The following is a 26,264-nucleotide window of genomic DNA, read 5'->3' as shown; positions in this document are numbered from 1 at the left end:
GCGGCGTTCCTCTCTCTTCTCCATCGTGGGCGCGGGGTCAGGCGATCTCGGCCAGATTGATCGCAGACTCCATGTCCACCGCCACGATCCGCGACACCCCTTGTTCCTGCATGGTGACGCCGATGAGCTGATTGGCCATTTCCATCGCGATTTTGTTATGCGAAATAAATACGAATTGGGTGCGGTCCGACATGCGCGCCACCATCTTGGCGTAGCGCTCGGTGTTGGCGTCGTCGAGCGGCGCGTCCACCTCGTCGAGCAAGCAGAAAGGCGCGGGATTGAGCTGGAACATCCCGAACACGAGCGCAATGGCCGTGAGCGCCTTCTCCCCACCAGACAGCAAATGAATCGTGGAGTTCTTCTTGCCCGGCGGCTGCGCCATCACTTGCACGCCGGCATCGAGAATTTCGTCGCCGGTCATGATGAGCTTTGCCTGACCGCCACCGAACAGCATCGGGAACAGTTCGCCGAAATGCTTGTTCACCTCGTCGAATGTGCCCTGCAGCAGCACCCGCGTCTCTTCGTCGATCTTGCGGATGGCGCCTTCGAGCGTGTCGATGGCGTCGTTCAGGTCGGCCGACTGCGCGTCGAGGAAGACCTTGCGCTCACGCGCCGTCTCCAACTCTTCGAGCGCGGCCATGTTGACGGGGCCGAGTGCGTTGATCGCATTGTTGATGCGCGTGACTTCGCCCTGCAGATACGACGGCTTCATGTCCGACGTCAACTTGGCGGACAACGCCGCTTCGTCGACTTCGGCCGCCGTCAACTGCTCGACGAACTGCTCGCGATTCAACCGCGCGGCCTGTTCCTTCAACTGCAATTCCGTGATGCGATCGCGCAGCGGCTGCAACCCACGCTCGGCCGCCAGACGCTCCTCGTCGCTCTGGCGCAGTTTCTGCGTCAGCGCCTCGAGTTCGATGCGCGCGGCGCCCAGAATTTCTTCCTTCTCCGCGCGCAGTTCCAAGGCGTCCTGCAAACCGTTTTCCGCAGTCTGCTCGGTGATTTGCGCGAGTTCGGTCTGCGCCTGTTCGATCGAGACGACAAGGCGTTCGGCTTGTTCAAGGGCCGTCTGGATATTGCGACGATGCTCGTCGATCTTGCTCGCCACGCCCTTCTGGCCGTAAGCGGCTTCCTGCGCCAGACGCTCCAGCTCGCGCGCGCGATTGCGCGCGTCGGACAATTGGCTGTCGAGCGACTCGAATTCGAGCTGACCGTCTTCGAACGTCGCCTGCAATTCCGCCAGACGCGCATCGCTTTGCTCGAAGTTCGCCTCCGACTCGGCACGCATCGCGAGTTGTTCTTCGATCTGCGCCGCGATCTCACGCAGTTCCTCGTCGATCTGGGTGCTGCGGGCGTTGTAACGCTCGTAAGCCTGCGTCAGCTTGAGCACCTCCATTTGCAACGCGTGAACACGTTGCGTGGCACGCTCGGCGCGGCCACGGACTTCGGTCAGCGACTGTGCCGCTTGACTATAGGCAGCCTCGGCGCGAACCGCCGCCGATTTCGCCTCATCCGACAGCAATGCCTGCGCGCGCAGTTGCTTGCCCAGGTTCTCGATTTCCTGCTGGCGGGCGAGCAGACCGGCTTGCTCGGAGTCGGCCGCATAGAGCTGCACGCCGACACGCGTGACCTGATGGCCCGCCTTGACGACGATCGACGCGCCCTCGGGCAGTTGCGCCCGCGCGACCATGGCTTGCGCCAGATCGTCGGCCACGAAAACGTGGCCTAGCCATTCCTGCAAAACGGCACGCAGGCCCGGATCGTCGATGCGCAGCAGCGCCAGCAACGGACGCAACGACGCAGGCGCTTCCTGAGGACGCGCGGCCGGTGGCGGCGAGTAGAACGCCAGCTTGGCAGGCGGCGCATCGCTCGCAAACGCCTTCACCCAATCGAGATTGCTGATTTCCAGCGCGGCCAGACGCTCGCGCAGCACGGATTCGAGCGCGTTTTCCCAACCCGGCTCGATATGCAGCTTCTTCCACAGACGCGGCAGCTGCGCCAGTTCGTGCTTGTCGAGCCAGGGCTGTACCTTGCCTTCTGTCTGTACACTTTCCTGGAGTTGCTTGAGCGCCGTCAGGCGCGCTTCGAGTTTCGCAATCGTCGCCGCCTCGGACTGCACCCTGGCCTGGGCTTCCGCGCGCTCGGCTTCCAGACGTGGCAGTCGCTCCTGCGCATCCGCGAGTTCCGCTTGCGCGTCTTCGAGCATCGCCTGATGTTCGGCAAGATCGGCGCGCTGCATCTCCAGTTCGGCTTCGTCGGGCTTGTCCAGCCCACGCGCCTCACCCTGCAAACGCTCCTGACGCTGCTGCAACTGCTGCAATGCCTGATCGGCATTACGTTGATGCGCGGCTTCCAGTTTCAGGCTCTGCTCAACCTGCGCGATCTCGCTGCGTTGTTCGTTGAGCAGGTTCTGCGCGTCGCGCCAGCCGGATTCCAGCGCAGGCAACGCTTCGTTCTGCTCGGCAGCCTGATCCTGGGCGGTCGCGGCACGTTCCTCCGCGATGATGAGTTCTTCTTCGGCGAGCGCCAGTGCTTCTTCGGACTGTGCTGAACGCGCCTGCCACTGCTCGCGCTGCGACGTGAGCGCAGCCAGTTGCGCCTGTACGCGATTGCGCGACTCGACGACGTAACGGATTTCGGCCTCGAGACGGCTGACCTCCGAGTTCGCCTCGTACATGGCGCTTTGCGCCGCCTGTACGGCGTCGGTGGCCGTGTAATGCGCGGCGCGCAAGGTCTCGAGATCGGACTCCGAACCGCGCAGGCGCGACATCTGCGCTTCGAGATCGACCTGTGCCGATTCGATGGCGCGCTGCTGACGCTCCTGCTCGTTCTGCGCTTCGTTCTTCCGCAGCAGCCAGAGCAACTGCTGCTTCTCTTCCCCGTCGCGCTGCAAGTCCTTGAATCGATTGGCCACGACGGCCTGCGATTCCAGCTTTTCGAGGTTGGTGCCGAGTTCGCGAAGAATGTCCTCGACGCGCGTAAGGTTTTCGCGCGTGTCCTGCAACCGATTCTCGGTCTCGCGGCGACGCTCCTTATATTTGGACACGCCCGCGGCTTCCTCGAGAAACACGCGCAGCTCTTCCGGCTTCGCCTCGATAATCCGCGAAATCATCCCTTGCCCGATGATCGCGTAGGCCCTCGGCCCGAGACCGGTTCCCAGGAAGATGTCCTGAATATCGCGGCGTCGGGCCGGCAGATTGTTGATGTAGTAGCTGGAGGTGCCGTCGCGGGTAAGCACGCGCTTGACGGCGATTTCGGCGTACTGGCTCCACTGCCCGGCAGCGCGCCCGGCACTGTTGTCGAACACCAGTTCGACGCTGGCGCGGCTCGCCTGCTTGCGGGCGGTCGATCCGTTGAAGATCACGTCCTGCATCGATTCGCCGCGCAACTCGGAGGCGCGCGACTCGCCGAGCACCCAGCGCACGGCATCGATGATGTTGGATTTGCCGCACCCGTTCGGGCCGACGATCCCGACCAGTTGGCCGGGGACCGCGAAGTTTGTCGGGTCGACGAAGGATTTGAAGCCAGCGAGTTTGATGGAAGTCAGACGCACGGCAGGTTCGCTTTATCGGTCATGGAATGATGGGAAAGACGCAGACGCGCTAGCTGGTCCTGTCGGGCCCGCGCACGCTGGCGTGGGCAGGCCGCATTACTGCAAATGGCTTGCTGCTTATCGTGTTGCCCAGTGTTGCTCAGGGCGACGCAGCGACGGTACGCATCATACCATCGCATCCCCCGCCGTCGCGGATTTACAACGGCGCGAATCGGGCAAAATTCCGGACAGCACGCCGGCCGCCACGATGCACAACCCGCCCGCGATTTCACGCACGCCCATGCCCTCGCTGGCCAGCCACCAGGACGAGATCGCCGCCACGACGATTTCGAACAGCATGATGAGCGCGGCCTGATTGGCCGGCACGCGCGCCAGCCCGAACTGCACGACGACGTTGGTGACGGCAATGGTGCAACCCAACGCCAGTGCAACCGCAGCGGTCGCCACGCTCGACGTGAGCGCCGAGACAGCCGCCTGACCGGCCGCCACGCCGCCATCCAGCGGCAACACCAGCAGCCCCCCGACCACACATCCGAGATAAAGCGTCCAACTGCGCATTTCGGCGCGCACGTCCGGCAACGACTGGCTCACGCGCCGCAGCAGCACGTTGTTCATTGCAAATGCCGCGCCCGCCACGGCGCCGGCCCATTCGCCTGCGTTGTTCGGCACCGGCCAGCCCAGCGCCGGCGACCAGAGCATCAACCCGGCGCCGCCCAGCGCCAGACCGATCAGCCCTGCCCCGCGCAGGCCGACGCGCTCACCCAACAGCCAATGGGCGAACAGCGCCGTCCATACCGGGGTCAGGTAAAAAAGCAGCAACACGCGCATGACATGCCCGTGGGTCGTGCCCCAAACGAACGCGACATTGGTCGTGCCGCCGGCGAAAGCGACGCCCACGAGCAGCCACGACCAGCGTAGCGTGCCGAGCGAGCGCCGATAGACCAGCGTCAGCAGCACGATGGCGACGCTGGCGGTGCAAATCTGGGCGGGTACGGCCGCCACACCCCACTGGGCAAGCACGCGATAGGGGAACCACGCCAGCCCCCAAACGGACGATCCGATGAGAATGGCCAGCGCGGGCGCCGCCGTGGCGCCCCGGGAAGTGCTGGCAGCGCCGGACGGTGCCGACGCCGGTCCGCGCGCGCCGTTGCCGGCTACGGTCATACTGTTGACTCCTGAAAAACCTGAGATACTCCGCAGACTTGCCCTATTGGCGCCTCGGAATGTGCTGAATTACGCGGTGGTCGCGCTTTGTGGGCGCCGTGACGGTATAATTTTCGCTTTGCCGATCTTGCCATTCTTGAGCGCGTCCGGGAACCCCTTCGCGTGATGAAACGGATAAGCGCAGGCCAATGTCCGGCTTGCCATCCGCCGAATCTGGCGCCGGAAAGGCACGGTGTCGCACAGCGCGCCGGCGCGTCCCAGATCTCGCCCAGTCGCCCTGTGCGTCACCGGGTGGCCCCGAATTTGCTCGTCGATGCCTTGAATGGCGTCGCGACCCCTAGCCCTGAGTCTGTTTGAATCCAAGTGAACCCATTACTCGACAAGCTCCAGCCCTACCCCTTTGAACGCCTGAAGTCGCTCGTTGCCGATGTCACGCCCGCGAGCGCCTACAAGGCCATCAGCTTCGGCATCGGGGAGCCCAAGCACCCGACGCCGCAGTTCATCAAGGAAGCCCTCATCGAAGGGCTGGGCGGTCTCTCGAACTACCCGGCCACCGCAGGCGGCGAGCCGCTGCGTGCGGCCATCGCCCACTGGCTGGAGCGCCGGTACGCGCTGCCCAACGTGAACCCGGCCACCGAGGTGCTGCCGGTCACGGGCTCGCGCGAGGCGCTGTTTTCCTTTGCGCAGGCCGTCGTCGACGGCGGCAAGCCGGGCGCACGCGTGTTGTGCCCGAACCCGTTCTACCAGATCTACGAGGGCGCAACGCTGCTTGCCGGCGCCACGCCTTACTACGCCGACAGCGACCCAGCACGCAACTTCGCACCGGATTACGACGCCGTGCCCGCCGATGTCTGGCGCGACGTTCAACTCGTCTACCTCTGCTCGCCGGGCAATCCGACCGGCGCGGTGCTGGGACTGGCCGACTGGAAACGCCTTTTCGAACTGTCCGACCAGTATGGCTTCGTGATTGCATCTGACGAGTGCTATTCCGAAATCTATTTCGACGAAGAGCACCCGCCGCTGGGCGGTCTCGCCGCAGCGCACCAATTGGGCCGGGGCTTCGAGCGTCTGGTCGTGTTCTCCAGCCTGTCGAAGCGCTCGAACGTGCCCGGCATGCGCTCGGGCTTCGTCGCAGGCGACGCCGCCATTCTCAAGAAATTCCTGCTGTACCGCACCTACCACGGCTGCGCGATGAGTCCGGCCGTGCAGGCGGCGAGTATCGCGGCGTGGAACGACGAGGCGCACGTGCGCCTGAACCGCAGCAAGTATCTGAAAAAATTCCAGACCGTCACGCCGATGCTCGCCGAAGTGCTCGACGTGCGTTTGCCGGACGCCGGGTTCTATCTGTGGGCCAGGGTCGATGCGAAGACCGGTCTGTCGGATACGGAGTTCACGCGCCAGTTGCTGGCGCAATACAATGTGGCCGTACTGCCCGGATCCTATCTGGGACGCGCGGCGCACGGCGCCAATCCGGCCGAAAACTATGTGCGCATCGCCCTTGTGGCCGATGTGGACGAATGCACCGAAGGCGCTCAGCGCATCGTGCAATTCTGCCAATCCCTTTAATCCTCACTGCAAACGATTCTCGCCATGTCGCAACAACTGCAAACCACCATCGACCAAGCTTGGGAAAACCGCGCCGAGATCTCGGCCAAGTCCGCCCCTGCCGAAGTCCGCGAAGCTGTCTCGCACGTCATCGCCGAACTCGACAAGGGTGCCCTGCGCGTCGCCCAGAAGCAAGACGGCCAATGGATCGTGAACCAGTGGATCAAGAAGGCCGTGCTGCTGTCGTTCCGCCTGGAAGACAACGCCGTGATGCCCGCTGGCGGCTTCAGCCAGTTCTACGACAAGGTGCCGAGCAAGTTTGCCGACTACACCGCCGAAGATTTCGCGCGCGGCGGCTTTCGCGTGGTGCCGCCGGCGGTGGCCCGTCGCGGCTCGTTCATCGGCAGGAATGTCGTGCTGATGCCGTCGTACACCAACATCGGCGCTTACGTCGATGAAGGCACCATGGTCGACACGTGGGCCACCGTCGGCTCGTGCGCCCAGATCGGCAAGAACGTTCACCTGTCGGGTGGCGTCGGTATCGGTGGCGTGCTCGAACCGCTGCAAGCCAATCCGGTCATCATCGAAGACAACTGCTTCATCGGCGCCCGTTCGGAAGTCGTGGAAGGCGTGATCGTCGAAGAAAACTCGGTGATCTCGATGGGCGTGTATCTTGGCCAGTCGACCAAGATCTACGATCGCGAAACGGGCGAAGTGCATTACGGTCGCGTGCCGGCCGGCTCCGTCGTCGTGCCGGGCAACCTGCCCTCGAAGGACGGCAAGTACAGCCTGTATTGCGCCGTGATCGTGAAGAAGGTCGACGCGCAAACGCGCGCCAAGACGGCGATCAACGACCTGCTGCGCGGCGAATAAACCCGCGCAGCGGTGCGAGGCGACTGTCCTGGCGCTGAGCCACAGCGCATTTACGACGCGTTGCCTCGCACCGTGTTTTTGCAATCGCGACATCAGGAGTTCAGGTAATGACAGCAGTGCTGTACGGCATTCCCAACTGCGATACCGTGAAGAAGGCGCGCAAATGGCTCGATGAGCATGGCGTCGCGTACGACTTTCACGACTTCAAGAAGGCGGGCGTGAACGACGCGCTGCTCGGGACCTGGCTCGCCCAGGTACCGCTCGCCACGCTGCTCAACCGCAAGGGCACGACGTGGCGTAAGCTCACGCCGGAGCAACAGGCCGCAGCAGCCGACGAGTCGCTCGCCCGCACGCTGATGATTGAAAATCCGTCGCTCATCAAGCGCCCCGTGCTCGTGGCCGACGGCAAGGTTTCCGTGGGCTTCACGCCCGACAGTTACGCTTCACGATTCTGATTTCATGACTTCCTCCCAAGGCGCCACGCTGGCGCTTACCGAGCAACTGATCGCCCGTCACTCGGTGACGCCCGAAGACCGCGATTGCCAGACGATTCTGGCGCGCCGCCTCACGGCGATCGGCTTCGCGTGCGAGACCATCGCCTCGAATGGCGTGACCAACCTGTGGGCGGTCAAGCGCGGCACGCGCGGCGCCGACGGCAAGCTCCTCGTCTTCGCCGGCCACACCGACGTCGTGCCGACCGGCCCGCTCGAACAATGGCATTCCGACCCGTTCGCGCCGACACATCGCGACGGCATGCTCTACGGTCGAGGCGCCGCCGACATGAAGACGTCGCTCGCCGCCTTCGTCGTCGCTTCCGAGGAGTTCGTCGCCCGGCACCCGGATCATGCGGGCGCGATCGGCTTTTTGCTGACCAGCGACGAAGAAGGGCCCGCCACCGACGGCACGGTGAAGGTCGTCGAAGCCTTGCAGGCACGTGGTGAGCGCCTGGACTATTGCGTGGTCGGCGAACCCACGTCCAGCCAGCGGCTGGGTGACATGGTCAAGAACGGTCGCCGCGGGTCGATGTCGGGCAAGCTTGTCGTCAAAGGCGTGCAGGGCCACATCGCCTACCCGCATCTCGCCAAGAACCCCACGCACCTGTTCGCCCCGGCGCTCGCGGAACTCACGCAGACCGTGTGGGACAACGGCAACGAGTACTTCCCGCCGACAACCTGGCAAATCTCGAATATCCACGCCGGCACCGGCGCAACCAACATCATTCCGGGCGAGCTGACGGTGATGTTCAACTTCCGTTTCTCGACGGCCAGCACGTCCGAGGGACTTCAGCAGCGCGTACACGAACTGCTCGACCGTCACGGCCTGACTTACACGCTCGACTGGTCGATCAGCGGCCAGCCGTTCCTCACGCCGCGCGGCGAACTGTCGGACGCCCTCTCGAGCGCGATTCGCGAGGAAACGGGGCTCGAGACCGAACTGTCGACGACCGGTGGCACGTCGGACGGCCGCTTCATTGCGCGTATCTGCCCGCAGGTGATCGAGTTCGGTCCGTGTAACGCGAGCATCCACAAGATCGACGAGCACATTGCGGTGGCGGATATCGAGCCGCTCAAAAACGTCTATCGCGGCGTGCTGACACGTCTGGTCGCTTAACGCGCGCGAAGCGAATCCCCCTATGACGACTCAGACGACTCACCCTTTTCAGACGCTGCGCGACCTGCTGCGCTACGCCGTCTCGCGCTTCACCGAAGCCGGGCTCGCGTTCGGCCACGGCTCGGCGTCTGCGTATGACGAAGCCGCATATCTGCTGCTGCACACGCTGCACTTGCCCATCGACACGCTCGATCCGTTTCTCGACGCCCGTTTGCTGTCCGAGGAGATCGCTCGCGTGCTGTCGGTCATCAACCGGCGTGCCGGCGAGCGGGTGCCGGCCTCGTACATCACGAACGAAGCCTGGATGCACGGTCATCGGTTCTACGTGGACGAGCGCGTCATCGTGCCGCGGTCCTTCGTCGGCGAACTGCTCGAAGACGCGTTGCAGCCGTGGGTCGACCACGCCGAAAGCGTTGCCGATGTGCTCGAACTTTGCACCGGCTCCGGTTGTCTGGCCATTCTCGCCGCCGAGACGTTCCCGGCGGCGCAGATCGATGCCGTGGACATTTCGTCCGACGCGTTGGATGTCGCCAGGATCAATGTGGCGGACTACGGCCTCGAGGATCGCGTCGCCCTCCACCTCGGCGATCTGTACACCCCGCTGCCCAAGGGCAAGCGCTACGAGGTCATCATCACGAATCCGCCGTACGTGAACGAAGGGTCGATGCAAGTGCTGCCGGCAGAGTATCGCCACGAGCCGCGTCTCGCACTGGCTGGCGGCGACGATGGCATGGACGTGGTCCGGCGCATCATCGCCGGCGCTCGCGAACATCTGACCGACGACGGCGTGCTCGTCGTGGAAATCGGCAACGAACGTCATTTCGTCGAAGCGGCGTTCCCCGATCTGCCCATCACGTGGCTGGCCACCAGCGCCGGTGACGACATGGTCTTTCTGGTACAGGCCGCCGATCTCCCGTAATCGGCCCCGATGCCACGGCAATATGGGTGAGCATGGTGATTTGCCCATGCTCACCACGCCTCTGATGCGCCGCCCCCTCGCCTAAGTTCACGCACCCCGGTTACACTCGGGTTCCCGAGTCCGCGCGACTCCCGGCATGGAGGAAGGTTGTCCGTCATGGTGCTCAATTGGCTCGACGTCGGCTTTGCCGTCGCCTGTCTGCACGCACTCGGCATCGCCGCCGCGATCCACGCCGTTCTGACGGTGCGTACCTCGCAAGGGGCCGTGGCATGGGCGGTGTCGCTCGTGACGATGCCCTATCTCACGCTCATCCCCTACCTGTTCCTCGGACGTTCGAAATTCATCGGCTACGTGGAAGCGCGACGTGCACGCAACGAAGCGCTGCAATCGCGTGTGGGAGAGACGCAGTGGCGCGGCGAGCCGCCCGTCGCGATGGCGGCGCACCCGGAATTTGCCTCGTTGACCGCGATGACCGGAATGTCGTTCGTGGCGGGCAATCGGGTGCGACTGCTGGTCAATGGACGTGCGACGTTCGACGCGATTTTCGCCGCTATCGACCGCGCGCGCGATTACGTCATCGTGCAGTTCTTCATCGTCAAGGACGACGCCCTCGGGCGAGCGCTTTCCGCCCGCTTGCTGGCCCGCGCCGCGACCGGCGTGAAGGTCTATTTCCTGTACGACAGCATCGGCAGTCACGACCTGCCTCGCAGCTACTGCGAGAAGCTGCGTCAAGGCGGCGTGCAAGTGCATGAATTCGCCGCCAAAAAGCGCGGCATCATCGTCAATCGCTTTCAACTGAATTTCCGCAATCACCGCAAGATCGTCGTAATCGACGGCAACGAGGCGTTCATCGGCGGCCACAACGTCGGTGTCGAATACCTCGGTGAAAAGCCGCCGCTCGCGCCGTGGCGCGACACGCATATTTCCGTGCGCGGGCCGGCGGTGGTCGGTATCCAGCGCGCATTTGCGGAGGACTGGCACTGGTGCACGGGCACGGTGCCGGAACTCAATCGTCAACCCGCCGCGTCAGGCGAGGACATGCATTGTCAGGTCGTGCCGAGCGGGCCGGCCGATCGCCTCGAGACCTCGTCGCTCTTTTTCGTCACGGCCATCAATGCAGCACAGCAGCGCGTGTGGCTCACCACGCCCTATTTCGTGCCCGACGAAGCAGTGTTCTCCGCCCTGCGGCTGGCCGTGTTGCGCGGCGTGGATGTCCGCATTCTGGTTCCCGACCGGGCCGATCACTACGTGGTGTTCGAGGCGACGACATCCTATGCCTATGAGGCCGCACGTAGCGGCATCCACGTCTATCGCTATCACCACGGCTTCATTCATCAGAAGGTGGTGCTGATCGACGACAGCGCTGCCGCCGTGGGCAGCGCCAACCTCGACAACCGGTCGTTCCGCCTGAACTTCGAGATCATGCTGCTGACGGTCGATCGGGGCTTTGCCGACGATGTTGCCTACATGCTGACCAACGACTTCGAGCACGCCACGCTTTTGAACAAGGACGACTTTCGGAAGATTCCGAAATGGCGTCAGATTGTGATGCGTGTTTCACGGCTTTTCGCCCCAATTCTCTGAACGCGACGGCGTTCGCATCGCTTTCGGGCCTGCGGACCGGTAAAATGCCGTTTTTGCCGTCCGCTGTGCGCCTCGTGCCAGCCCGCGCAGACCGCCATGCCCGCCACATCAGCGCGCGTCGTGACTGATCATGCGCGAGGCAGGCGACATCTGTGCGCCGTATCGCACCGGACGACCTGACCCGCTTTCCCCCTCGGCCTTTTTCGTGATCCGATTCGAACACCTCAGTCTCGCGCGCGGCACCAAGCCGCTCTTCGAGGACACCTCCGTAACGCTCAACCCGGGTGAGCGCGTGGGCCTCGTCGGCGCCAACGGCGCGGGCAAATCCACCCTGTTCGCGTTGCTGCGCGGCCAATTGCACGCCGATGGCGGAGACGTCTTCGTGCCCAGCGGTTGGCGCATCGCGCACGTCATGCAGGAAACGCCGGCCGTCGAGCGCACAGCGCTCGATTACGTGCTGGACGGCGACACGCGCTTGCGCGACATCGAAGCGACCATTGCCGCCGCACAGGCCGCGCATGACGGGCACACCCAAGCCGAAGCGCATGCCGCCTTTGCGGACGCCGACGGGTATACCGCCCCGGCACGTGGTGAAGCCCTGCTGCTCGGCCTAGGCTTCACGCTCGCGCAAACGCAACTGCCCGTCGCCAGTTTCTCGGGCGGATGGCGCATGCGTCTGAATCTGGCGCAGGCCCTGATGTGCCCATCCGATCTGCTGCTGCTCGACGAACCGACCAACCACCTGGACCTCGACGCCATCGTGTGGCTTGAAGACTGGCTCAAGCGATACCCCGGCACGCTGATCGTGATTTCGCACGACCGCGAATTTCTGGACGAAGTCTGTAACGTCACGCTGCATATCGAGAACCAGCAGATCAAGCGTTACGGCGGCAATTACAGCCAGTTCGAAATTCTGCGCGGCCAGCAACTGACGCTGCAACAAAGCGCGTTCGAGAAGCAGAAGAAGACGATTGCGCATCTGGAATCGTTCATTACGCGCTTCAAGGCCAAGGCATCGAAGGCACGTCAGGCGCAGAGCCGAATGAAGGCGCTGGAGAAGATGGAGCGCATCGCGCCCGCGCATGTGGCGTCGCCGTTCACATTCGAATTCCGCCCGGCCGACAGCGCACCGAACCCGATGCTCGTGCTCGAAGCGGTGCGATGCGGCTACGCGCTCGACGACGGCAGCGACAAGACCATCCTGCCGCACGTCACGATGTCGGTGCAGAACGAGCAACGCATCGGCCTGCTCGGTGCGAACGGTCAGGGGAAATCGACACTGATCAAGACGTTGGCAGGCACGCTCGCGCCGCTGGCCGGTACGGTGAAGACAGGCAAGGGCCTTCAGATCGGCTACTTCGCGCAGCATCAGGTCGAAACGCTACGCCACGACGATTCGCCGTTGCAACACTTGCAGCGTTTGGCGCCGGACACGCGGGAGCAGGAGTTGCGCGACTTCCTCGGCGGCTTCAATTTCCGTGGCGACATGGCGACGGCATCGATTGCGCCGTTCTCCGGCGGCGAGAAGGCGCGTCTGGCGCTGGCGCTCATCATTTGGCAAAAGCCGAATTTGCTGCTGCTCGACGAACCGACCAACCACCTGGACCTCGAAACGCGTCATGCGCTCACCATGGCGCTCGCGCAGTTCGACGGCACGCTGATTCTCGTCTCGCACGATCGGCATCTGCTGCGCGCCACGACCGATCAGTTTCTGCTGGTGGCCGGTGGAGAGGTCAAAGCGTTCGACGGCGACCTCGACGACTATCGCGACTGGCTGCTGCAACATGCGGCGGATCAGCGTGCGGCAGCACGGGAGACGAGCAGCGGCGACAGTGCGGGCGGCGACGACGGCGTCAACCGCAAGGACCAGAAACGCGCCGAGGCTCAGGAGCGTCAACGCCTGTCGCAACTGCGCAAGCCGCTCCAGCGCAAGATCGAAAAGCTGGAACAGGCGATGGGCCAACTGTCCGAGCAGAAGGCGAAGCTCGATGCGATCCTTGCCGACAGCAGCACCTATGACGCGCAGAAGAAGACGCTCCTGACCGACAGCCTGAAACAACAGGCCGAGGTGACGGCCAAACTCGCCGACGTCGAAGCCGAGTGGCTCGAAGCCCAGGAGGCGCTGGAGCAAATCGCCTGACGGGACGTTTCGCGAAATTCGCCGGACGTCATGAGGCTTAAAGACTCCGGGACTTAGTGACATGACTTGCGGTCTGGGTCTGGGTCTTGGCCTGGGCCTGGGCCTGGGGCTCTCGGCGCCTTGATGTCTCAAGCCACAGGCACGTCCGCGCGGCGCCACGCGTCATCGCGAAAATTGCCACTGTCAAAAAAATGCCGCTTCGATTCGCATCGAAGCGGCATTGTCGTTTGGGTCGCCTGTCGCAACACGCGGCAAGGGTCAATAACCGCGCATTCCAATCGCTACAAACCCGCCACCACCGAAATCGCCTGCTCCAGTCGATCCACGGCGTGCACTTCCAGCCCGTCGATCGGTTGCTTCGGCGCGTTCGCTTTCGGAATGATCGCAATCGAGAAGCCGAGTTTCGCCGCTTCCTTGAGACGATCCTGCCCGCGCGGACTCGGCCGGATTTCTCCCGCGAGCCCGACTTCACCGAAGGCCACGATGCCACGCGGCAAAGGCTTGTTACGCAGCGACGAGTGGATCGCGAGCAGCACCGCCAGATCCGCGGCAGGCTCCGTGATCTTTACCCCGCCCACGGCATTGAGGAACACGTCCTGATCGAAGCAGGCGATGCCTGCGTGACGGTGCATCACGGCGAGCAACATCGCCAGCCGGTTCTGCTCCAGCCCCACGGCGAGACGTCGCGGATTCGGCACCTGTGCCGTATCGACCAACGCCTGTACTTCGACGAGCAGCGGGCGCGTTCCCTCCTGCGTCACCAGCACACAGGATCCGGGCACGCTTTGCTCGTGCTGCGAGAGAAACAGCGCCGACGGATTGGCCACGCCGCGCAGCCCCTTCTCCGTCATCGCAAACACACCCAATTCGTTCACCGCACCGAAGCGATTTTTGAACGCCCGCACCAAGCGGTACGACGAATGCGTATCCCCTTCGAAATACAACACGGTATCGACGATGTGCTCGAGCACGCGCGGCCCGGCGAGGCTGCCCTCCTTCGTCACATGCCCCACCATGATGACGGTCACACCGCTTTGCTTCGCTGTGCGTGTGAGTTGCGCCGCACATTCACGGACCTGCGCCACCGATCCGGGCGCGGACGTCAGTGCTTCCGAATAGATCGTCTGAATCGAGTCGATGACCACGACATCCGGCTTCTCCGACTCGATGGCGCCAAGAATCTTCTCCAACTGAATTTCAGCCAGCAGATCGAGCTCACCACCGCCCTCACCGGCAGCACCGAGACCGAGTCGCTGTGCGCGCAACGCAATCTGCGCCCCCGACTCTTCGCCGCTGACATAGAGCGCACGACGCTCGCGCGCCAGATGAGCAAGCGATTGCAGCAGCAGCGTCGATTTCCCGATGCCGGGGTCGCCGCCGATCAGCACCACGCCGCCCGCCACCAGCCCCCCACCCAGCACGCGATCGAATTCGCTGACACCGCTGGAAAAACGGGGAACGTCGGACGCTTCGATTTCCGCCAGCTTACGTACCGGCGTGCTCTTGGCGAGCGATTGATAGCGGTGCCCGGTCGACGCTTCCGCCACCGATTCGACGAGCGTATTCCACCCGTTGCAGTGGGGGCATTGCCCGGCCCATTTGGGTGTTTGACCACCGCATTCGGTACAGATGTAGACGGTCTTGGCTTTAGCCATGCAGCAATTCCTGTGGAGGCGCTCAGACTGCGTGAACCGGCACGCGGCGCGCCAAGGCACACATCAGCTCATAACCGAGCGTGCCGGCCGCCGCCGCAACGTCGTCGATGCAAAGACCACGCCCCCACAACGTCACCGGCGTCCCCACACGCGCTTGCGGCACCGGGGTGAGATCGACGGACAGCATATCCATCGACACGCGGCCAACCGTACGCGTCAGCACGCCGTCGACGAGGATCGGCGTGCCCGTCGGGGCGACGCGCGGATAGCCGTCCGCGTAACCGCAGGCCACGGTCCCGACGCGCATCGGCGCATCCGCCTTAAATACGCTGCCATAACCGACCGTGCCACCCGCCGGCACGTCCTGAATGCCGATCAACTCGGTTTCGAGCGTCATCGCCGGTTGCAAATCGAGTTCGGCGGCCGTCACTTCAAGCCCCTTCGGCGACGAACCGTAAAGCATGATGCCGGGACGCACCCATGCCCCATGCGCATTCGGATGGAACAACGTTGCCGCCGAGTTGGAAAGACTACGTTCGCCGGGCACGTCGCACGCACCGCGCTCGAACGTCTCGATCTGATGTGCGATGCCGCGCTCGCCGTCCGCATCGGAAAAATGGGTCATCAGCACGATCTGGCTCACGCCGGAAATCGCACGAGCGCGTTCCCACGCGGCGCGATAACGCTCTGGCGCAAAGCCGAGGCGATTCATGCCCGAGTTCATCTTGAGCTGGATGTTGAGCGGCTTGCTCAAACGCGCGGCCTCCAGCATGCGGAGCTGTTCATCGCAATGCACGGTCGTCGTGAGGCCGTACTTATCGATCACGGCCAGATCTTCCGGTTTGAAAAACCCTTCGAGCAGGAGGATCGGACCCGCCCAACCTAGCTCGCGCAGGCGCACGGCTTCGTCGAGGTCGAGCAGACCGAAACCGTCGGCGTCGCGCAATCCGGGATAGGCGTTTTCGATGCCGTGCCCGTAGGCATTGGCCTTCACTACGGCCCATACCTTGGCATTGGGCGCATGGCGACGGGCGACATCGAGATTGTGGGCAAGTGCTGCGGTATGAATCGAAACTTTGATTGGACGAGGCATGGCAGGAATCGAATCTCAGGAGAAGCTCGCCGGCACAGGCCGGCGGCATAACGCATCGGCATATTTTCGTGTTATAAAGCCGTGCGCACAACTTGTTTTGCCGAAATCTTTATCCCGATAACAATATCGGTCTCAGACCGAGGGCGACCGGGCGCCCGACACGGGGGCTTCAAGACCGAACATACGGTCGATTGGCGACATTTGCATGGCCGATGAGCGCAGATACCCTTGTGTTTAAGCCCGGTTTCCTCCCGTATCGGTATCCCTGGGGGATACCGCGGATTCCGACAACCGAGACACGCAAGTTTTACGCCGCACGGGATCGACTCAAGTACCGATGAAGAAAGGCTTTTACACCATCATGGCCGCGCAGTTTTTTTCGTCGCTGGCCGACAATGCATTGCTGATTGCTGCAATCGCCCTCCTGAAGGATCTGCATTCCCCGCAGTGGATGACGCCGCTGCTCAAACTCTTCTTCGTTCTCTCGTACGTCATTCTCGCCGCCTACGTCGGTGCGTTCGCCGACTCGATGCCCAAAGGCAAGGTCATGTTCATCAGCAACTCGATCAAGGTCGCGGGCTGTCTGATGATGCTGTTCGGCTCGCATCCGTTGATTGCGTATGGTGTCGTGGGCTTCGGCGCGGCCGCGTATTCGCCCGCGAAGTACGGCATTCTCACGGAACTCCTGCCGGCCGAGAAACTCGTCGCCGCGAACGGCTGGATCGAAGGGCTCACCGTCAGTTCGATCATTCTCGGCACGGTGCTCGGCGGCGCACTCATCAGCCCGCACATATCGGCCTGGGTACTGCACCACACGCCCGACGTGATCAATTCGCCCGCGATGGCTTCGATGGTCGTCATCATGGGGATCTACGTGATTGCCGCACTGTTCAACCTGCGCATCCCCGACACCGGCGCACGTTATGCGCGTCAGGAACGCAATCCGATCAAGCTCGTTTCCGACTTCGCCGATTGCTTCGTCACGCTGTGGCGCGACAAGCTGGGCCAGATCTCGCTCGCCGTCACCACGCTGTTCTGGGGCGCCGGCGCGACGCTGCAATTTATCGTGCTGCGCTGGGCGGAAAAGGCGCTCGGCATGACGCTCTCCGAAGGCGCGATCCTGCAAGCCGTATCGGCTGTGGGCGTGGCCATCGGCGCCATCGTGGCGGCGTCGCGCATTCCACTCAAACGATCGTTGTCCGTACTGCCGGTCGGCATCGCCATGGGGATCGCCGTGATGGCCATGGCGTTCTTCTCGAAAGACCTGCTGCCGTGGGGCACGGAATGGAAGGTGCCGCTGTATCTGATCGTGTCGTACATCTTCCTCATCATCGTCGGCGCGCTCGCGGGTTTCTTTGTCGTGCCGATGAACGCCCTGCTTCAGCATCGCGGTCACGTGCTGCTCTCCGCCGGGCACTCGATCGCCGTGCAGAACTTCAATGAAAACCTGTCGGTGCTGATCATGCTGTGCCTGTATGCGCTGCTGATCTGGTTCAACGTGCCGGTCGGTGTCGTCATCATTCTGTTCGGCGTGTTCGTGTCGGGCACGATGTGGCTCGTCATGAAGCGTCACCAGGCCAATCAGCGCGAGTTCGACTCCGTCTCGCTCATTGGCGAAGTCAAGCATTGATATGAATTCGCAATCGCCGTCCACGCGTCAATCGGCGCGTCAGTCGTCCATTCCCATCGCGCTCACCATCGCCGGTTCCGATTCCGGCGGGGGCGCGGGAATTCAAGCCGATCTCAAGACCTTTTCCGCGCTCGGCGCCTACGGCGCGAGCGTGATCACGGCGCTCACCGCACAGAACACGCAAGGGGTAACAGGCATCCACACGCCGCCGGCGACGTTCGTCACGGCGCAGATGGATGCCGTTTTCCAGGATCTCGACGTCGACGCCGTGAAGCTCGGCATGCTCGCCAACGCCGATGTCGTACGTGCGGTTGCCGCCGCATTGCGCCGGTACAAGCCGCGTTTCGTCGTGCTCGACACCGTCATGATCTCGAAGAGCGGTCATGCGTTGTTGCAGCCCGACGCCGTGGCAGCGCTGCGCGACGAACTGCTGCCGCTGGCCGACCTGATTACCCCCAATCTGCCGGAAGCGGCTGCATTGCTGGGGGTGGAAGCGGCGACGGATGAGCATGAGATGGAGCGGCAGGCGCAGGCGCTGCGCGCGCTCGGCGCTCGCCATGTTCTGGTCAAGGGCGGGCACCTGGCCGGCGATCTGAGCCCGGACTGGCTCGTGAGCGCCGACGGGGTGCAACGCTTCACCGCGCCGCGCATTGCCGCCCACAACACGCACGGCACAGGTTGCACGTTGTCTGCGGCGCTCGCCGCGCTGCGTCCGCGTCGCAGCGGCTGGCCGGAGACCGTGCGCGACGCCAAGGCCTACCTCAACGGCGCGCTCGCCGCGAGCGACGAACTGCACGTCGGCAGAGGCATCGGCCCGGTTCACCACTTCCACGCGGTCTGGCCTAAGGGCTGAACACAGGGCTGAACACAAGGCCGAACCAGGGCGGCACGACGCGCTGACCGGTGAGCCATCCTCCGAAGCGTCGCTAGCCGGGGAGGAACGACGCACCCCTCGTATGACTTGGCGGCATCCCCCACACCCCCACATCCCCACATGCAGTTGGCATCGACAGCGCCCTCAGATCGAGGGCGCACCGTCATCGGCGGACTGGGCAATCGCCTTGCGCGCTGCGGCTTGCGCACGCTCGCTCAACTCCTCGATGCGATGGCGCGCACGCGGCGCCCAGAAGTCCGGCACGATGAAGCCGCGCTCGTGTTCGAACCAGTCGCTTGCGCCCGCAGAATAAGCGTCGCGGGCATTTATCGCCCCCGCCAAACTGTCGGCACGACGTCGCAGCGAAACGATCAACAACGGCTCGGCTACACCGCGTTCATGCCAGTGTGCCTCGATTCGCGCCCGCATGGCGTCCAACGACAAGGCGACCGCGTTATCGACGCGCGCCGGCGCCAGCCAGCGCGCCCGTGGCAGCATCGCCCACGCCTGTTCGTGTTTCGTCGCCTGCGCATGCGCCCACCATGCTTCGAGCGTCGCCCACCAACCCTTTCCGTGCGTCTCCGACGCCACCTGCGGCAAACGGGCGCCCTGCCCGAGCGGATGGAACAACCAGCCCTTCAGATAGACCTGCGGCAACCACGGCCCGGGCGCAGGTAACGCACTGCGTGCAGCATCGAGCGTGGTCAACCGCAATTGATGGCCCAACAGTCTGGCCACCTTATCGGCGAGGCTGTCGGCAAGATTCGGTCCGAGCCAGCGGAACTCGACGGCGCGCTCGTCGAGCGCCACGAGCGCCCCGGACGCCGCCTCCGGCGGCACGAACAGATACAGCTTGACGGCCAGTTCCCAGTGCAGCAAACGACGATCGTCGCGCCGCGCGAGCAGGAAGTCGCACTCGCCCAGCGTCATGTTGCCTCGCCGGGCGTCGCGCACCTGCAACCCCGCCGCCAACAGATCGAACGCCGGACTGTGCAGCAGCGCAAAATGCAACAGTTGCTCGGCGTAACGTCCGAGACGATGGCTTTCACCTCGCGCGAGCATTTCGTGCAACGGCCCGGGATCGGCATCGCACGCAAGCAGCCACTCGTGAAGTGCCGCATCGACCCGATCGAAATGGGCCAGGGCCGCCGGAAACCGGGCCGCGCTGAGCAAATCGGCAGACAACAACAGCCACGCGAGGTCGCGCACCGGCGCCTCGCGCAGCGTTTGCATCAATTCGCCGTAGGTTTGTCGTCCTGAGTCGTTTCGCACACCGCCTCGTAGGTAGCCCGCGCGAGGCACCAATCCGTCCAGGCCTTGGCCTTGTCGGGCAAACTGCGCAACAGATAGGCCGGATGGTATGTGACGATCACCGGCACCCCTTCGTACTCATGCACACGTCCGCGCAAGCTGGCGATGCTCGCCTGCGTGCGCAAAATGCTTTGGGCGGCGAAGCGCCCCATCACCACGATCACGCGCGGCTTGAGCAATGCGACCTGACGCTTCAGATAAGGCTCGCAACTCGCCACTTCATCGGGTTCGGGATCGCGATTGTTCGGTGGACGACACTTCAGCACGTTCGCGATATACACGTTCTCGCCGCGCCGTAGCGTCGAAGCCCGCAGCATGTTGTCGAGCAACTTGCCCGCCTGACCGACGAACGGCTCGCCCTGCAAATCTTCCTGCTGCCCCGGCGCTTCGCCCACGAGCAGCCAGTCGGCTTCGCGATCGCCAACGCCGAAGACCGTCTGCGTGCGCTTCTCGCACAGGCCGCAAAGGCGGCAGTTCGACACGCGCTCCGCCAACGCCTCCCAATCCAGCGTTTCGACGCCCGGCAGCTTGGGCTGCGACGGCGCGTCATCGCCCGCATCCCCGCCCTCACGCACGATCGACCACAGTGCGGCATCGGCGGCAGCGTCGCCATCGCCGTACCCGTCGCTGTCGAGCCACATCGGCACGTCGTCGGGCGGCAGGTCGGCGGTGCGGCGGTTCGATTCGCGCGCCACCGGCGCTGGCGGAGCCTCACGTCGCGCAGGGGCGGCGGCAGGCGAGTCGCCGGGAGACGACGGACGCGTCGCGGGACGTGCCGCGCTCAACGGCGGCTTAGGTGACGAGGGCGACGTGGACAGCCCGGACGGCGCCACATCCCACGGCGGCAGTTCGTCCCCCTGCTCGGCCATGCCGACGCCTGGCGTGGACGGCGCAGTGAGCGTAGCCACATCCCCTTCATCCGCAATTGACGAGGCCGCAGTGGCAGTCGCAGCATTCGCCACGGCGTCGTTGGACATCCACACCGGCCACAGCCCGAACTCTTCCAGAATCGCTTTAGGCCACGGCACGATCGGTCTCCCACGACAGGCGCATCACGATAGCGTCTTCGCGACGCCCGCTGGCCGGATAATATCCCTTGCGCCGGCCGATCTGCTCGAAACCGAAGCGCTCATAAATACGCAATGCGCGCATGTTCGACGGACGCACTTCCAACAGCACGCCCCCCATGCCCAGCACGCGCGACACGCGCACCACCTCTTGCAGCAACTGCACGCCCAGGCCGTTCCCCTGCATCTCGGGCGACACACACACGTTGAGCAAATGCGACTCGTCGACGACCGGCATCAGCAGGAAATACCCCAGCATCGTGCCGTCGACGGCACGCAGGCAGACGCCGTGATGCCCGGCCTCGAGCGAATCGGCAAAATTCTGGCGCGTCCACGGAAACGGATAGGCCCGCACTTCGATCGCGATGACTTCATCGAGATCGGCCAACGTCATCGGCGAATAATGGTTCGGTCCGGCCTGACGCATCAGGACGCCCCCTTGTCGCTCACCTGCGCTTGCGCCAGCTTGACCGCTTCACGCTCGGCGGTCGTCTGCGCCACCTTGTTGCGGATGTAGACGGGCATCGCCTGATCGGCGGGAATCGCCTCCCCCCGAGCGAATGCCCGCGCAGCCAGTTCGGCGACGTACCGCGCGCGCGGCATGGCGTCGGCCAGCACCGCCTGCGCCTGAAGGCTCGCGTGCAACCGTTCGCCAAACGCCGTGACGGCATTGCCGGCAACGACGAAATCGGCATCCGGCGCGCGCACCCATTCGGCGGCGTCGAGCGACGGCGCATGAACTTCGCGCCAGTCGCCGCACGCGTCGTCCCAGAGATAATCGGCCCAGTACGCCTCGTTCATGCGCGCATCGAGTGCAACGAGCACACGTTGCGTGCCCTCGCGCGCCGCACGGGCCGCTTGCGCGCAGGCGAGCAATGTACCGACGGGCACCACGGGCAATCCGGCACCGAACGCCAGCCCCTGCGCCACACCGCACGCCGTGCGCAAACCGGTGAACGAGCCGGGACCCGCACCGAAGGCGATGGCATTGCATTCGGCCAGCGTCACGCCGGCTTCGCGCAGCACGTCCCGGGCAGCGGGAAGAATATGGGTACTGGAGACAGGACCGGTATCGAGGTGACGCTCGACGACGAGGGCCGGCGCGCCAGTGGCGGCATCGTGACGATACACGGCGACCGAACAGAACTCGGTCGAGGTATCGAGGGCGAGAAGCGTAATCGAAGACATGGCGCTATTGTAATCGGGCGCACGCCGCGCGATCCAGCGAGATCGCGCCTTGCCGGACATCCGCCGCCTCACGAGCGCATGCCGGCCGCAAGCGCCCGGCCACCCTCGTCATATCGACGACCGGAACGGCCGCCCGACAGGGCTCCACCACTCCGTGCAAATCCGAACGTGCATTATTTGAAAAATACGTATATAATGCGCGCTTCGCCTCGCAGGGACCCATGTGACACCCCGCCTGGCGACGAAAAACCGCGTTTTGCCCCAATCCTGTGATAAGCCGCTGTAGTGCTTGCCGGTACTGGCGTTCCTAGGAACGACCCGCCGCCGTCCCCTGGCTTACGATACGGATTTCGATCCGCTTTCTGCCCCATCCGCGATTTGCTTCCTGCTTGCGACGAATTGGGTTTGCCGATTGGCGCCAACGCCCCGACATAACCTTACAATCCGCAAGAGGATTCATGGAACAGCATTCCAAGCTGTCTGCCATTGCGCAGACGTATTTTCCTTCGTCCGAAGAAAACGAAAAGCCCGCGATTGACGTCGTCAGCGACGACGACGGCAAGCCCACGTTCGCCGAACTCGGCCTGAACGAAGCGATTCTTTCGGCACTGACCACCGCCGGTTATACCCATCCGACGCCCGTGCAACAGCGCGCGATTCCCGCCGCGCTCGCCGGTCGGGATCTGCTGGTGTCGAGCCCCACGGGCTCGGGCAAGACGGCCGCGTTCATGCTGCCGGCCATCCACCGCTTCGCAGAAATGCAAGCCAAGGGCGAACTGAACAACCGTGCCCCGGCCGCGCACCCGCGCAACCAGCCGGCAGCGCCGGGCGAAAAGCCCCGCAAGGGCCAGCGCGTGCGTCGCGTCGCCGCGCAGCCGCTGCTGCTGGTGCTCACGCCCACGCGTGAACTGGCCCAGCAGGTCTCGACCGCTGCCGATACGTACGGCAAGCAGTTGCGCCGTCTGCGCACGGTCAGCATTCTGGGCGGCATGCCCTACCCGCGTCAGCTCGAAATGCTGGCCAAGCAACCCGAAATCATCGTGGCGACGCCGGGCCGTCTGCTCGATCACATCTCCAGCGGCAAGATCGATCTGTCGCAACTGATGATGCTCGTGCTCGACGAGGCCGACCGCATGCTCGACATGGGCTTCATCGACGATATCCAGGCCATCGTCGACGCCACGCCGGAATCGCGCCAGACGCTGCTGTTCTCGGCAACGATCGACGGCCGCATGGGCGAAATCACCCGCCGCTTGCTGCGTGATCCGGAAACCATCGAGATCACGCGCGGCAGCGAGCAACGTACCAACGCGAACATCGAGCAAACGCTGCACTATGTGGACGATCGCGCCCACAAGGACCGCCTGCTCACGCACCTGCTCGGCAACGACTCGCTCGACCAGGCCATCGTGTTCACGTCGACCAAGCGCGACGCCGACCTGCTCGCCGATCAGCTCGAACAAGCCGGCTTCGACAGCGCCGCGCTGCACGGCGACATGCCGCAAGGCGTGCGTAACCGTACGCTGCGCGCCCTGCGCGAGCGTCGCGTGCGTGTGCTGGTGGCAACCGATGTCGCCGCACGCGGCATCGACGTGCCGGGCATCACGCACGTGTTCAACTACGACCTGCCGAAGTTCGCAGAAGACTACGTCCACCGTATCGGCCGTACGGGTCGTGCCGGTCGTCGTGGCGTGGCCGTGAGCCTCGCCGCTCATGCCGAAATCGGCGCCGTGCGCCGTATCGAGCGCTACACGCGTCAACCGTTGCCGGTGAATGTCGTGGCCGGCTTCGAGCCGCGTCGCTCGCCGCCGAAGGCTGGCGCCGGCGGCAAGCGTCCGGGGCAGGGTCGTGGCGGTCCGCGTCATGGTCAGGGCAACGGCGGTCGCTGGAGCAATAATGGCCCGCGTCACGGCGGTAGCGGCGGCGGTTACGGTGGCGGCAATGGCGGCTATCAGGGCGGCCAGCGCTTCGGCGGCAACAAGCCGGCCGGCGCACCGTTCGAGCGTCGCGAGAGCAGCGGCTTCCAGGGCAGCTACCCGCAAAGCGAAGGCGGTAATGCGGGTAATGGGGGTAATGGCTTCTCGAACGGCGCGTCGACGGACCGCTTCGAGCGTCGTTCCCCGCGCCCGTTCGACGGCAACCGTCAGGACCGTGGCACCCGCTCGTTCGAAGGGGGCGGCTACCGTCAGGACCGCGGCAACCGCAGCTTCGATGGCCAACGCCAGGATCGTGGCTACGGGAATCGCAGCAACGGCGGCGGCTTCAACAAGCGTCGCGGCGACTAAGCCAACATATGACGGCAAAACCGGTGAAAGCCGGTTTTGCACGCAGACAACGAACACCCCGGCATGGACCGTCATCGTCCGTGCCGGGGTGTTTGCATTTGGCGTGCCGCTCGACATCGGGGTGAACGGACTCAGTGACGCATGTGACGAATGCGTCGGCGCAATTCGAAGGCCGGCCGAGTCGCCATGCCGGCAGCGACGCATGGCATCTCTCCCGAGGTCGACGGCCCGGCAGCGGGTAGCGCAAGCGGCGCGAACATCGTGGGCGCCGGCAAGGCGGGCTTCAGTATCGCTCGCCAATTCAGCGCGGGCACGTCGCCGCCAGCGGCCTGAAGCAGATCGAGCACCAGAATTCCCTGAAAAAGATCGCCATTCACCAGCGACCTCATCGTCTGGGGATGCAAGGCGGTTTGCGCCGCACGAGCCCCTGTCGCCGACGTCACGATGTCGAAGACCCCTGCATCCCCCGACGCCGGGTGACGGCTGGCCAGCAGCACCCACGCCTGCGCTGCCCCTTCGCGAAAATCGACCCCGGCGTACGGATCTCTCAGGCCATCGAATCTGATCCGATACGTTGAAAAATGCAGTCCACCGGCGGCCAACGCCCCACGATGCCGTGCAATCGTGCGACGAATCGCCGGCGCCAACTCGTCGACGCTCAAGCCCGTACGCGTCGGCAATCCCAAAGGCTCGAAACCGCGACGGGCATTCGCGCGCAACGCCTCACCCAATGCCGGGCACGCCAGCGACGCCAGCTTGTTTGCCAGAAGCAGCGCCGCCTCGGCGGAGATCAATCGAAGGCCCCGCAGGTCGAGCATTCCGAGAAGGCGCGCGCCCTGTTCGCGCACAACCCCGACCGAGGTGCAATCGTTGATCGCACTCAAGGCCCCGTCGATACCACGCACCGCCGATAGCAGCGAATCGACGCTGAGCGCCGCTTCGCACGCAGTCACATACTCCATGGCCGCGAGCGGGCTCAGTTGCGCTGCGGCATACGCATGGCCGAGCTTGAGATGCCAGTCCGCCAGCGCCTGCCCGTCCTCGCGCAACAGACCGTACCGACCTCGGGAGATCGCCTGACCGATCGTCATACCGTGCGTCGATCGGGTGCTCAGCAACTGGAACATCTCGTTCGCCGTGATGCCGCCACGCGCCTGATTCACGCACACGGGCAGAATCGGCACGCGCCACGACGTTCGGGGGATTTTCAGCGTGATCAGACCGTCGTTGAAGATCTTCACGGCGTCGTCCAGCGGGCACCACGGCGAGGCCGACAGAAACAGCATCTCAGCGCGCAATTCGGGCGTAAGACTTTGCAGCACCCGAAGACTGCACTCCCCGGTTGCTACGGGATAGTGACGGATCGTATCGACGAGGTAGCGCCTGGCTTCGGGATATGACGTCAGTTGGCAGTACGCGAGCGCGTGCCGCAACGCACGTAAATCGTGTGCATCCCGATGCTGCACCCAATAGGGCGCCGCACCCGGCACGTCCGCGATGTCCGCGATGTCCGCGACAGCCGCCAAAAACGCTTCGAAGTCCGCTGCACCCGCCCCGCCGGGTGACGCGATAGTGCGTTCCAGCGATTCGATCAATGCGCGACATTGATCGCGGGGATGCAAAAAGGCCGAGGGCGGTTCGGCGGATCTGGAAGGGACGCTCGAGGGTGGGATAGGCGACAGCATGGCGGTGGTCGTCCTGGAAAAGGGAACGGCTCCACCCTCTCACCCCGCTTACGCGGCCGATTGCAAAAACCGACGATTGCGTCCGAT

General features: G+C 64.2%; 19 protein-coding genes. 10 read left to right on the top strand and 9 right to left on the bottom strand.

Annotated elements, in window-relative coordinates:
- Window positions 1–37: 37 nt before the first annotated feature.
- Window positions 38–3,553 carry a chromosome segregation protein SMC gene (gene smc / locus PAN31108_RS14360; RefSeq protein WP_150669501.1) on the bottom strand — a complete coding sequence of 1,172 codons (3,516 nt, stop codon included), beginning with the start codon at window positions 3,551–3,553 and terminating at the stop codon, window positions 38–40.
- Between the two features lie 165 nt (window positions 3,554–3,718).
- On the bottom strand, window positions 3,719–4,717 hold the full coding sequence (locus PAN31108_RS14355) for a DMT family transporter (RefSeq protein WP_150669500.1): 999 nt from the start codon (window positions 4,715–4,717) through the stop codon (window positions 3,719–3,721).
- 363 nt (window positions 4,718–5,080) lie between these two features.
- On the opposite strand from PAN31108_RS14355, the gene dapC reads away from it, so the two are divergent.
- The 7 genes from dapC to PAN31108_RS14320 all read left to right on the top strand — a co-directional run bounded on the left by dapC (window position 5,081) and on the right by PAN31108_RS14320 (window position 13,389).
- Window positions 5,081–6,283, top strand: a complete 1,203-nt coding sequence (gene dapC / locus PAN31108_RS14350) for a succinyldiaminopimelate transaminase (RefSeq protein ID WP_150669499.1) — start codon at window positions 5,081–5,083, stop codon at window positions 6,281–6,283.
- Window positions 6,284–6,307: 24 nt separating this feature from the next.
- A complete protein-coding gene (gene dapD / locus PAN31108_RS14345; RefSeq protein ID WP_150669498.1) occupies window positions 6,308–7,135 on the top strand; it encodes a 2,3,4,5-tetrahydropyridine-2,6-dicarboxylate N-succinyltransferase in 828 nt (275 codons plus the stop codon).
- A 107-nt stretch (window positions 7,136–7,242) separates the two neighbouring features.
- Window positions 7,243–7,590 (top strand): ArsC family reductase, encoded by a 348-nt coding sequence (locus tag PAN31108_RS14340; protein ID WP_150669497.1) that lies wholly within the window; start codon window positions 7,243–7,245, stop codon window positions 7,588–7,590.
- Window positions 7,591–7,594: 4 nt separating this feature from the next.
- Window positions 7,595–8,746, top strand: a complete 1,152-nt coding sequence (gene dapE / locus PAN31108_RS14335) for a succinyl-diaminopimelate desuccinylase (protein WP_150669496.1) — start codon at window positions 7,595–7,597, stop codon at window positions 8,744–8,746.
- 22 nt (window positions 8,747–8,768) lie between these two features.
- The gene (gene prmB / locus PAN31108_RS14330; RefSeq protein ID WP_150669495.1) at window positions 8,769–9,665 is read left to right on the top strand and encodes a 50S ribosomal protein L3 N(5)-glutamine methyltransferase; all 897 of its coding nucleotides are present in this window, start codon (window positions 8,769–8,771) and stop codon (window positions 9,663–9,665) included.
- 156 nt (window positions 9,666–9,821) lie between these two features.
- The gene (gene cls, locus PAN31108_RS14325; protein ID WP_150669494.1) at window positions 9,822–11,249 is read left to right on the top strand and encodes a cardiolipin synthase; all 1,428 of its coding nucleotides are present in this window, start codon (window positions 9,822–9,824) and stop codon (window positions 11,247–11,249) included.
- 205 nt (window positions 11,250–11,454) lie between these two features.
- Window positions 11,455–13,389: an ATP-binding cassette domain-containing protein gene (locus tag PAN31108_RS14320; protein ID WP_150669493.1), complete on the top strand. Its 1,935-nt coding sequence runs from the start codon at window positions 11,455–11,457 to the stop codon at window positions 13,387–13,389.
- A gap of 281 nt (window positions 13,390–13,670) precedes the next feature.
- On the opposite strand, the gene radA is transcribed toward PAN31108_RS14320, so the two are convergent.
- Both radA and alr read right to left on the bottom strand, forming a co-directional pair.
- Complete coding sequence (gene radA / locus PAN31108_RS14315) at window positions 13,671–15,044, bottom strand: DNA repair protein RadA (RefSeq protein WP_150669492.1); 1,374 nt, start codon at window positions 15,042–15,044, stop codon at window positions 13,671–13,673.
- A 22-nt stretch (window positions 15,045–15,066) separates the two neighbouring features.
- Complete coding sequence (alr, locus tag PAN31108_RS14310; protein WP_150669491.1) at window positions 15,067–16,137, bottom strand: alanine racemase; 1,071 nt, start codon at window positions 16,135–16,137, stop codon at window positions 15,067–15,069.
- 337 nt (window positions 16,138–16,474) lie between these two features.
- Between alr and lplT the strand changes: the two genes are divergently transcribed.
- Together lplT and thiD are read left to right on the top strand one after the other, a co-directional pair.
- A complete protein-coding gene (lplT, locus tag PAN31108_RS14305) occupies window positions 16,475–17,767 on the top strand; it encodes a lysophospholipid transporter LplT (protein WP_150669490.1) in 1,293 nt (430 codons plus the stop codon).
- Between the two features lies 1 nt (window position 17,768).
- The gene (gene thiD / locus PAN31108_RS14300) at window positions 17,769–18,620 is read left to right on the top strand and encodes a bifunctional hydroxymethylpyrimidine kinase/phosphomethylpyrimidine kinase (protein ID WP_150669489.1); all 852 of its coding nucleotides are present in this window, start codon (window positions 17,769–17,771) and stop codon (window positions 18,618–18,620) included.
- Window positions 18,621–18,785: 165 nt separating this feature from the next.
- On the opposite strand, the gene PAN31108_RS14295 is transcribed toward thiD, so the two are convergent.
- The 4 genes from PAN31108_RS14295 to tsaB are packed head-to-tail and all read right to left on the bottom strand — an operon-like array spanning window position 18,786 to window position 22,207.
- A complete protein-coding gene (locus PAN31108_RS14295; RefSeq protein ID WP_150669488.1) occupies window positions 18,786–19,874 on the bottom strand; it encodes a DUF1853 family protein in 1,089 nt (362 codons plus the stop codon).
- Window positions 19,874–20,929, bottom strand: coding sequence for a uracil-DNA glycosylase (locus tag PAN31108_RS14290; RefSeq protein ID WP_370819656.1), 1,056 nt, complete (start codon window positions 20,927–20,929; stop codon window positions 19,874–19,876). The genes PAN31108_RS14295 and PAN31108_RS14290 overlap by 1 nt, the downstream gene beginning before the upstream one ends.
- Window positions 20,930–20,966: 37 nt before the next feature.
- On the bottom strand, window positions 20,967–21,446 hold the full coding sequence (gene rimI, locus PAN31108_RS14285) for a ribosomal protein S18-alanine N-acetyltransferase (RefSeq protein WP_150669486.1): 480 nt from the start codon (window positions 21,444–21,446) through the stop codon (window positions 20,967–20,969).
- Window positions 21,446–22,207, bottom strand: a complete 762-nt coding sequence (tsaB, locus tag PAN31108_RS14280; RefSeq protein WP_150669485.1) for a tRNA (adenosine(37)-N6)-threonylcarbamoyltransferase complex dimerization subunit type 1 TsaB — start codon at window positions 22,205–22,207, stop codon at window positions 21,446–21,448. Before tsaB ends, rimI begins: the two co-directional genes overlap by 1 nt.
- A gap of 458 nt (window positions 22,208–22,665) precedes the next feature.
- Here tsaB and PAN31108_RS14275 point away from each other — a divergent pair, with 458 nt between their 5' ends.
- The gene (locus PAN31108_RS14275; protein WP_150669484.1) at window positions 22,666–24,492 is read left to right on the top strand and encodes a DEAD/DEAH box helicase; all 1,827 of its coding nucleotides are present in this window, start codon (window positions 22,666–22,668) and stop codon (window positions 24,490–24,492) included.
- A gap of 131 nt (window positions 24,493–24,623) precedes the next feature.
- On the opposite strand, the gene PAN31108_RS14270 is transcribed toward PAN31108_RS14275, so the two are convergent.
- Window positions 24,624–26,087 carry a hypothetical protein gene (locus PAN31108_RS14270; RefSeq protein ID WP_150669483.1) on the bottom strand — a complete coding sequence of 488 codons (1,464 nt, stop codon included), beginning with the start codon at window positions 26,085–26,087 and terminating at the stop codon, window positions 24,624–24,626.
- Window positions 26,088–26,264: the final 177 nt, after the last annotated feature.

Origin of the sequence: Pandoraea anhela (genome assembly GCF_902459655.1) — a bacterium.
In the GTDB taxonomy this organism is placed as follows: domain Bacteria; phylum Pseudomonadota; class Gammaproteobacteria; order Burkholderiales; family Burkholderiaceae; genus Pandoraea; species Pandoraea anhela.
Note: the sequence above shows the minus strand (reverse complement) of the source record. Positions and strands in the feature narration are given on the sequence as shown.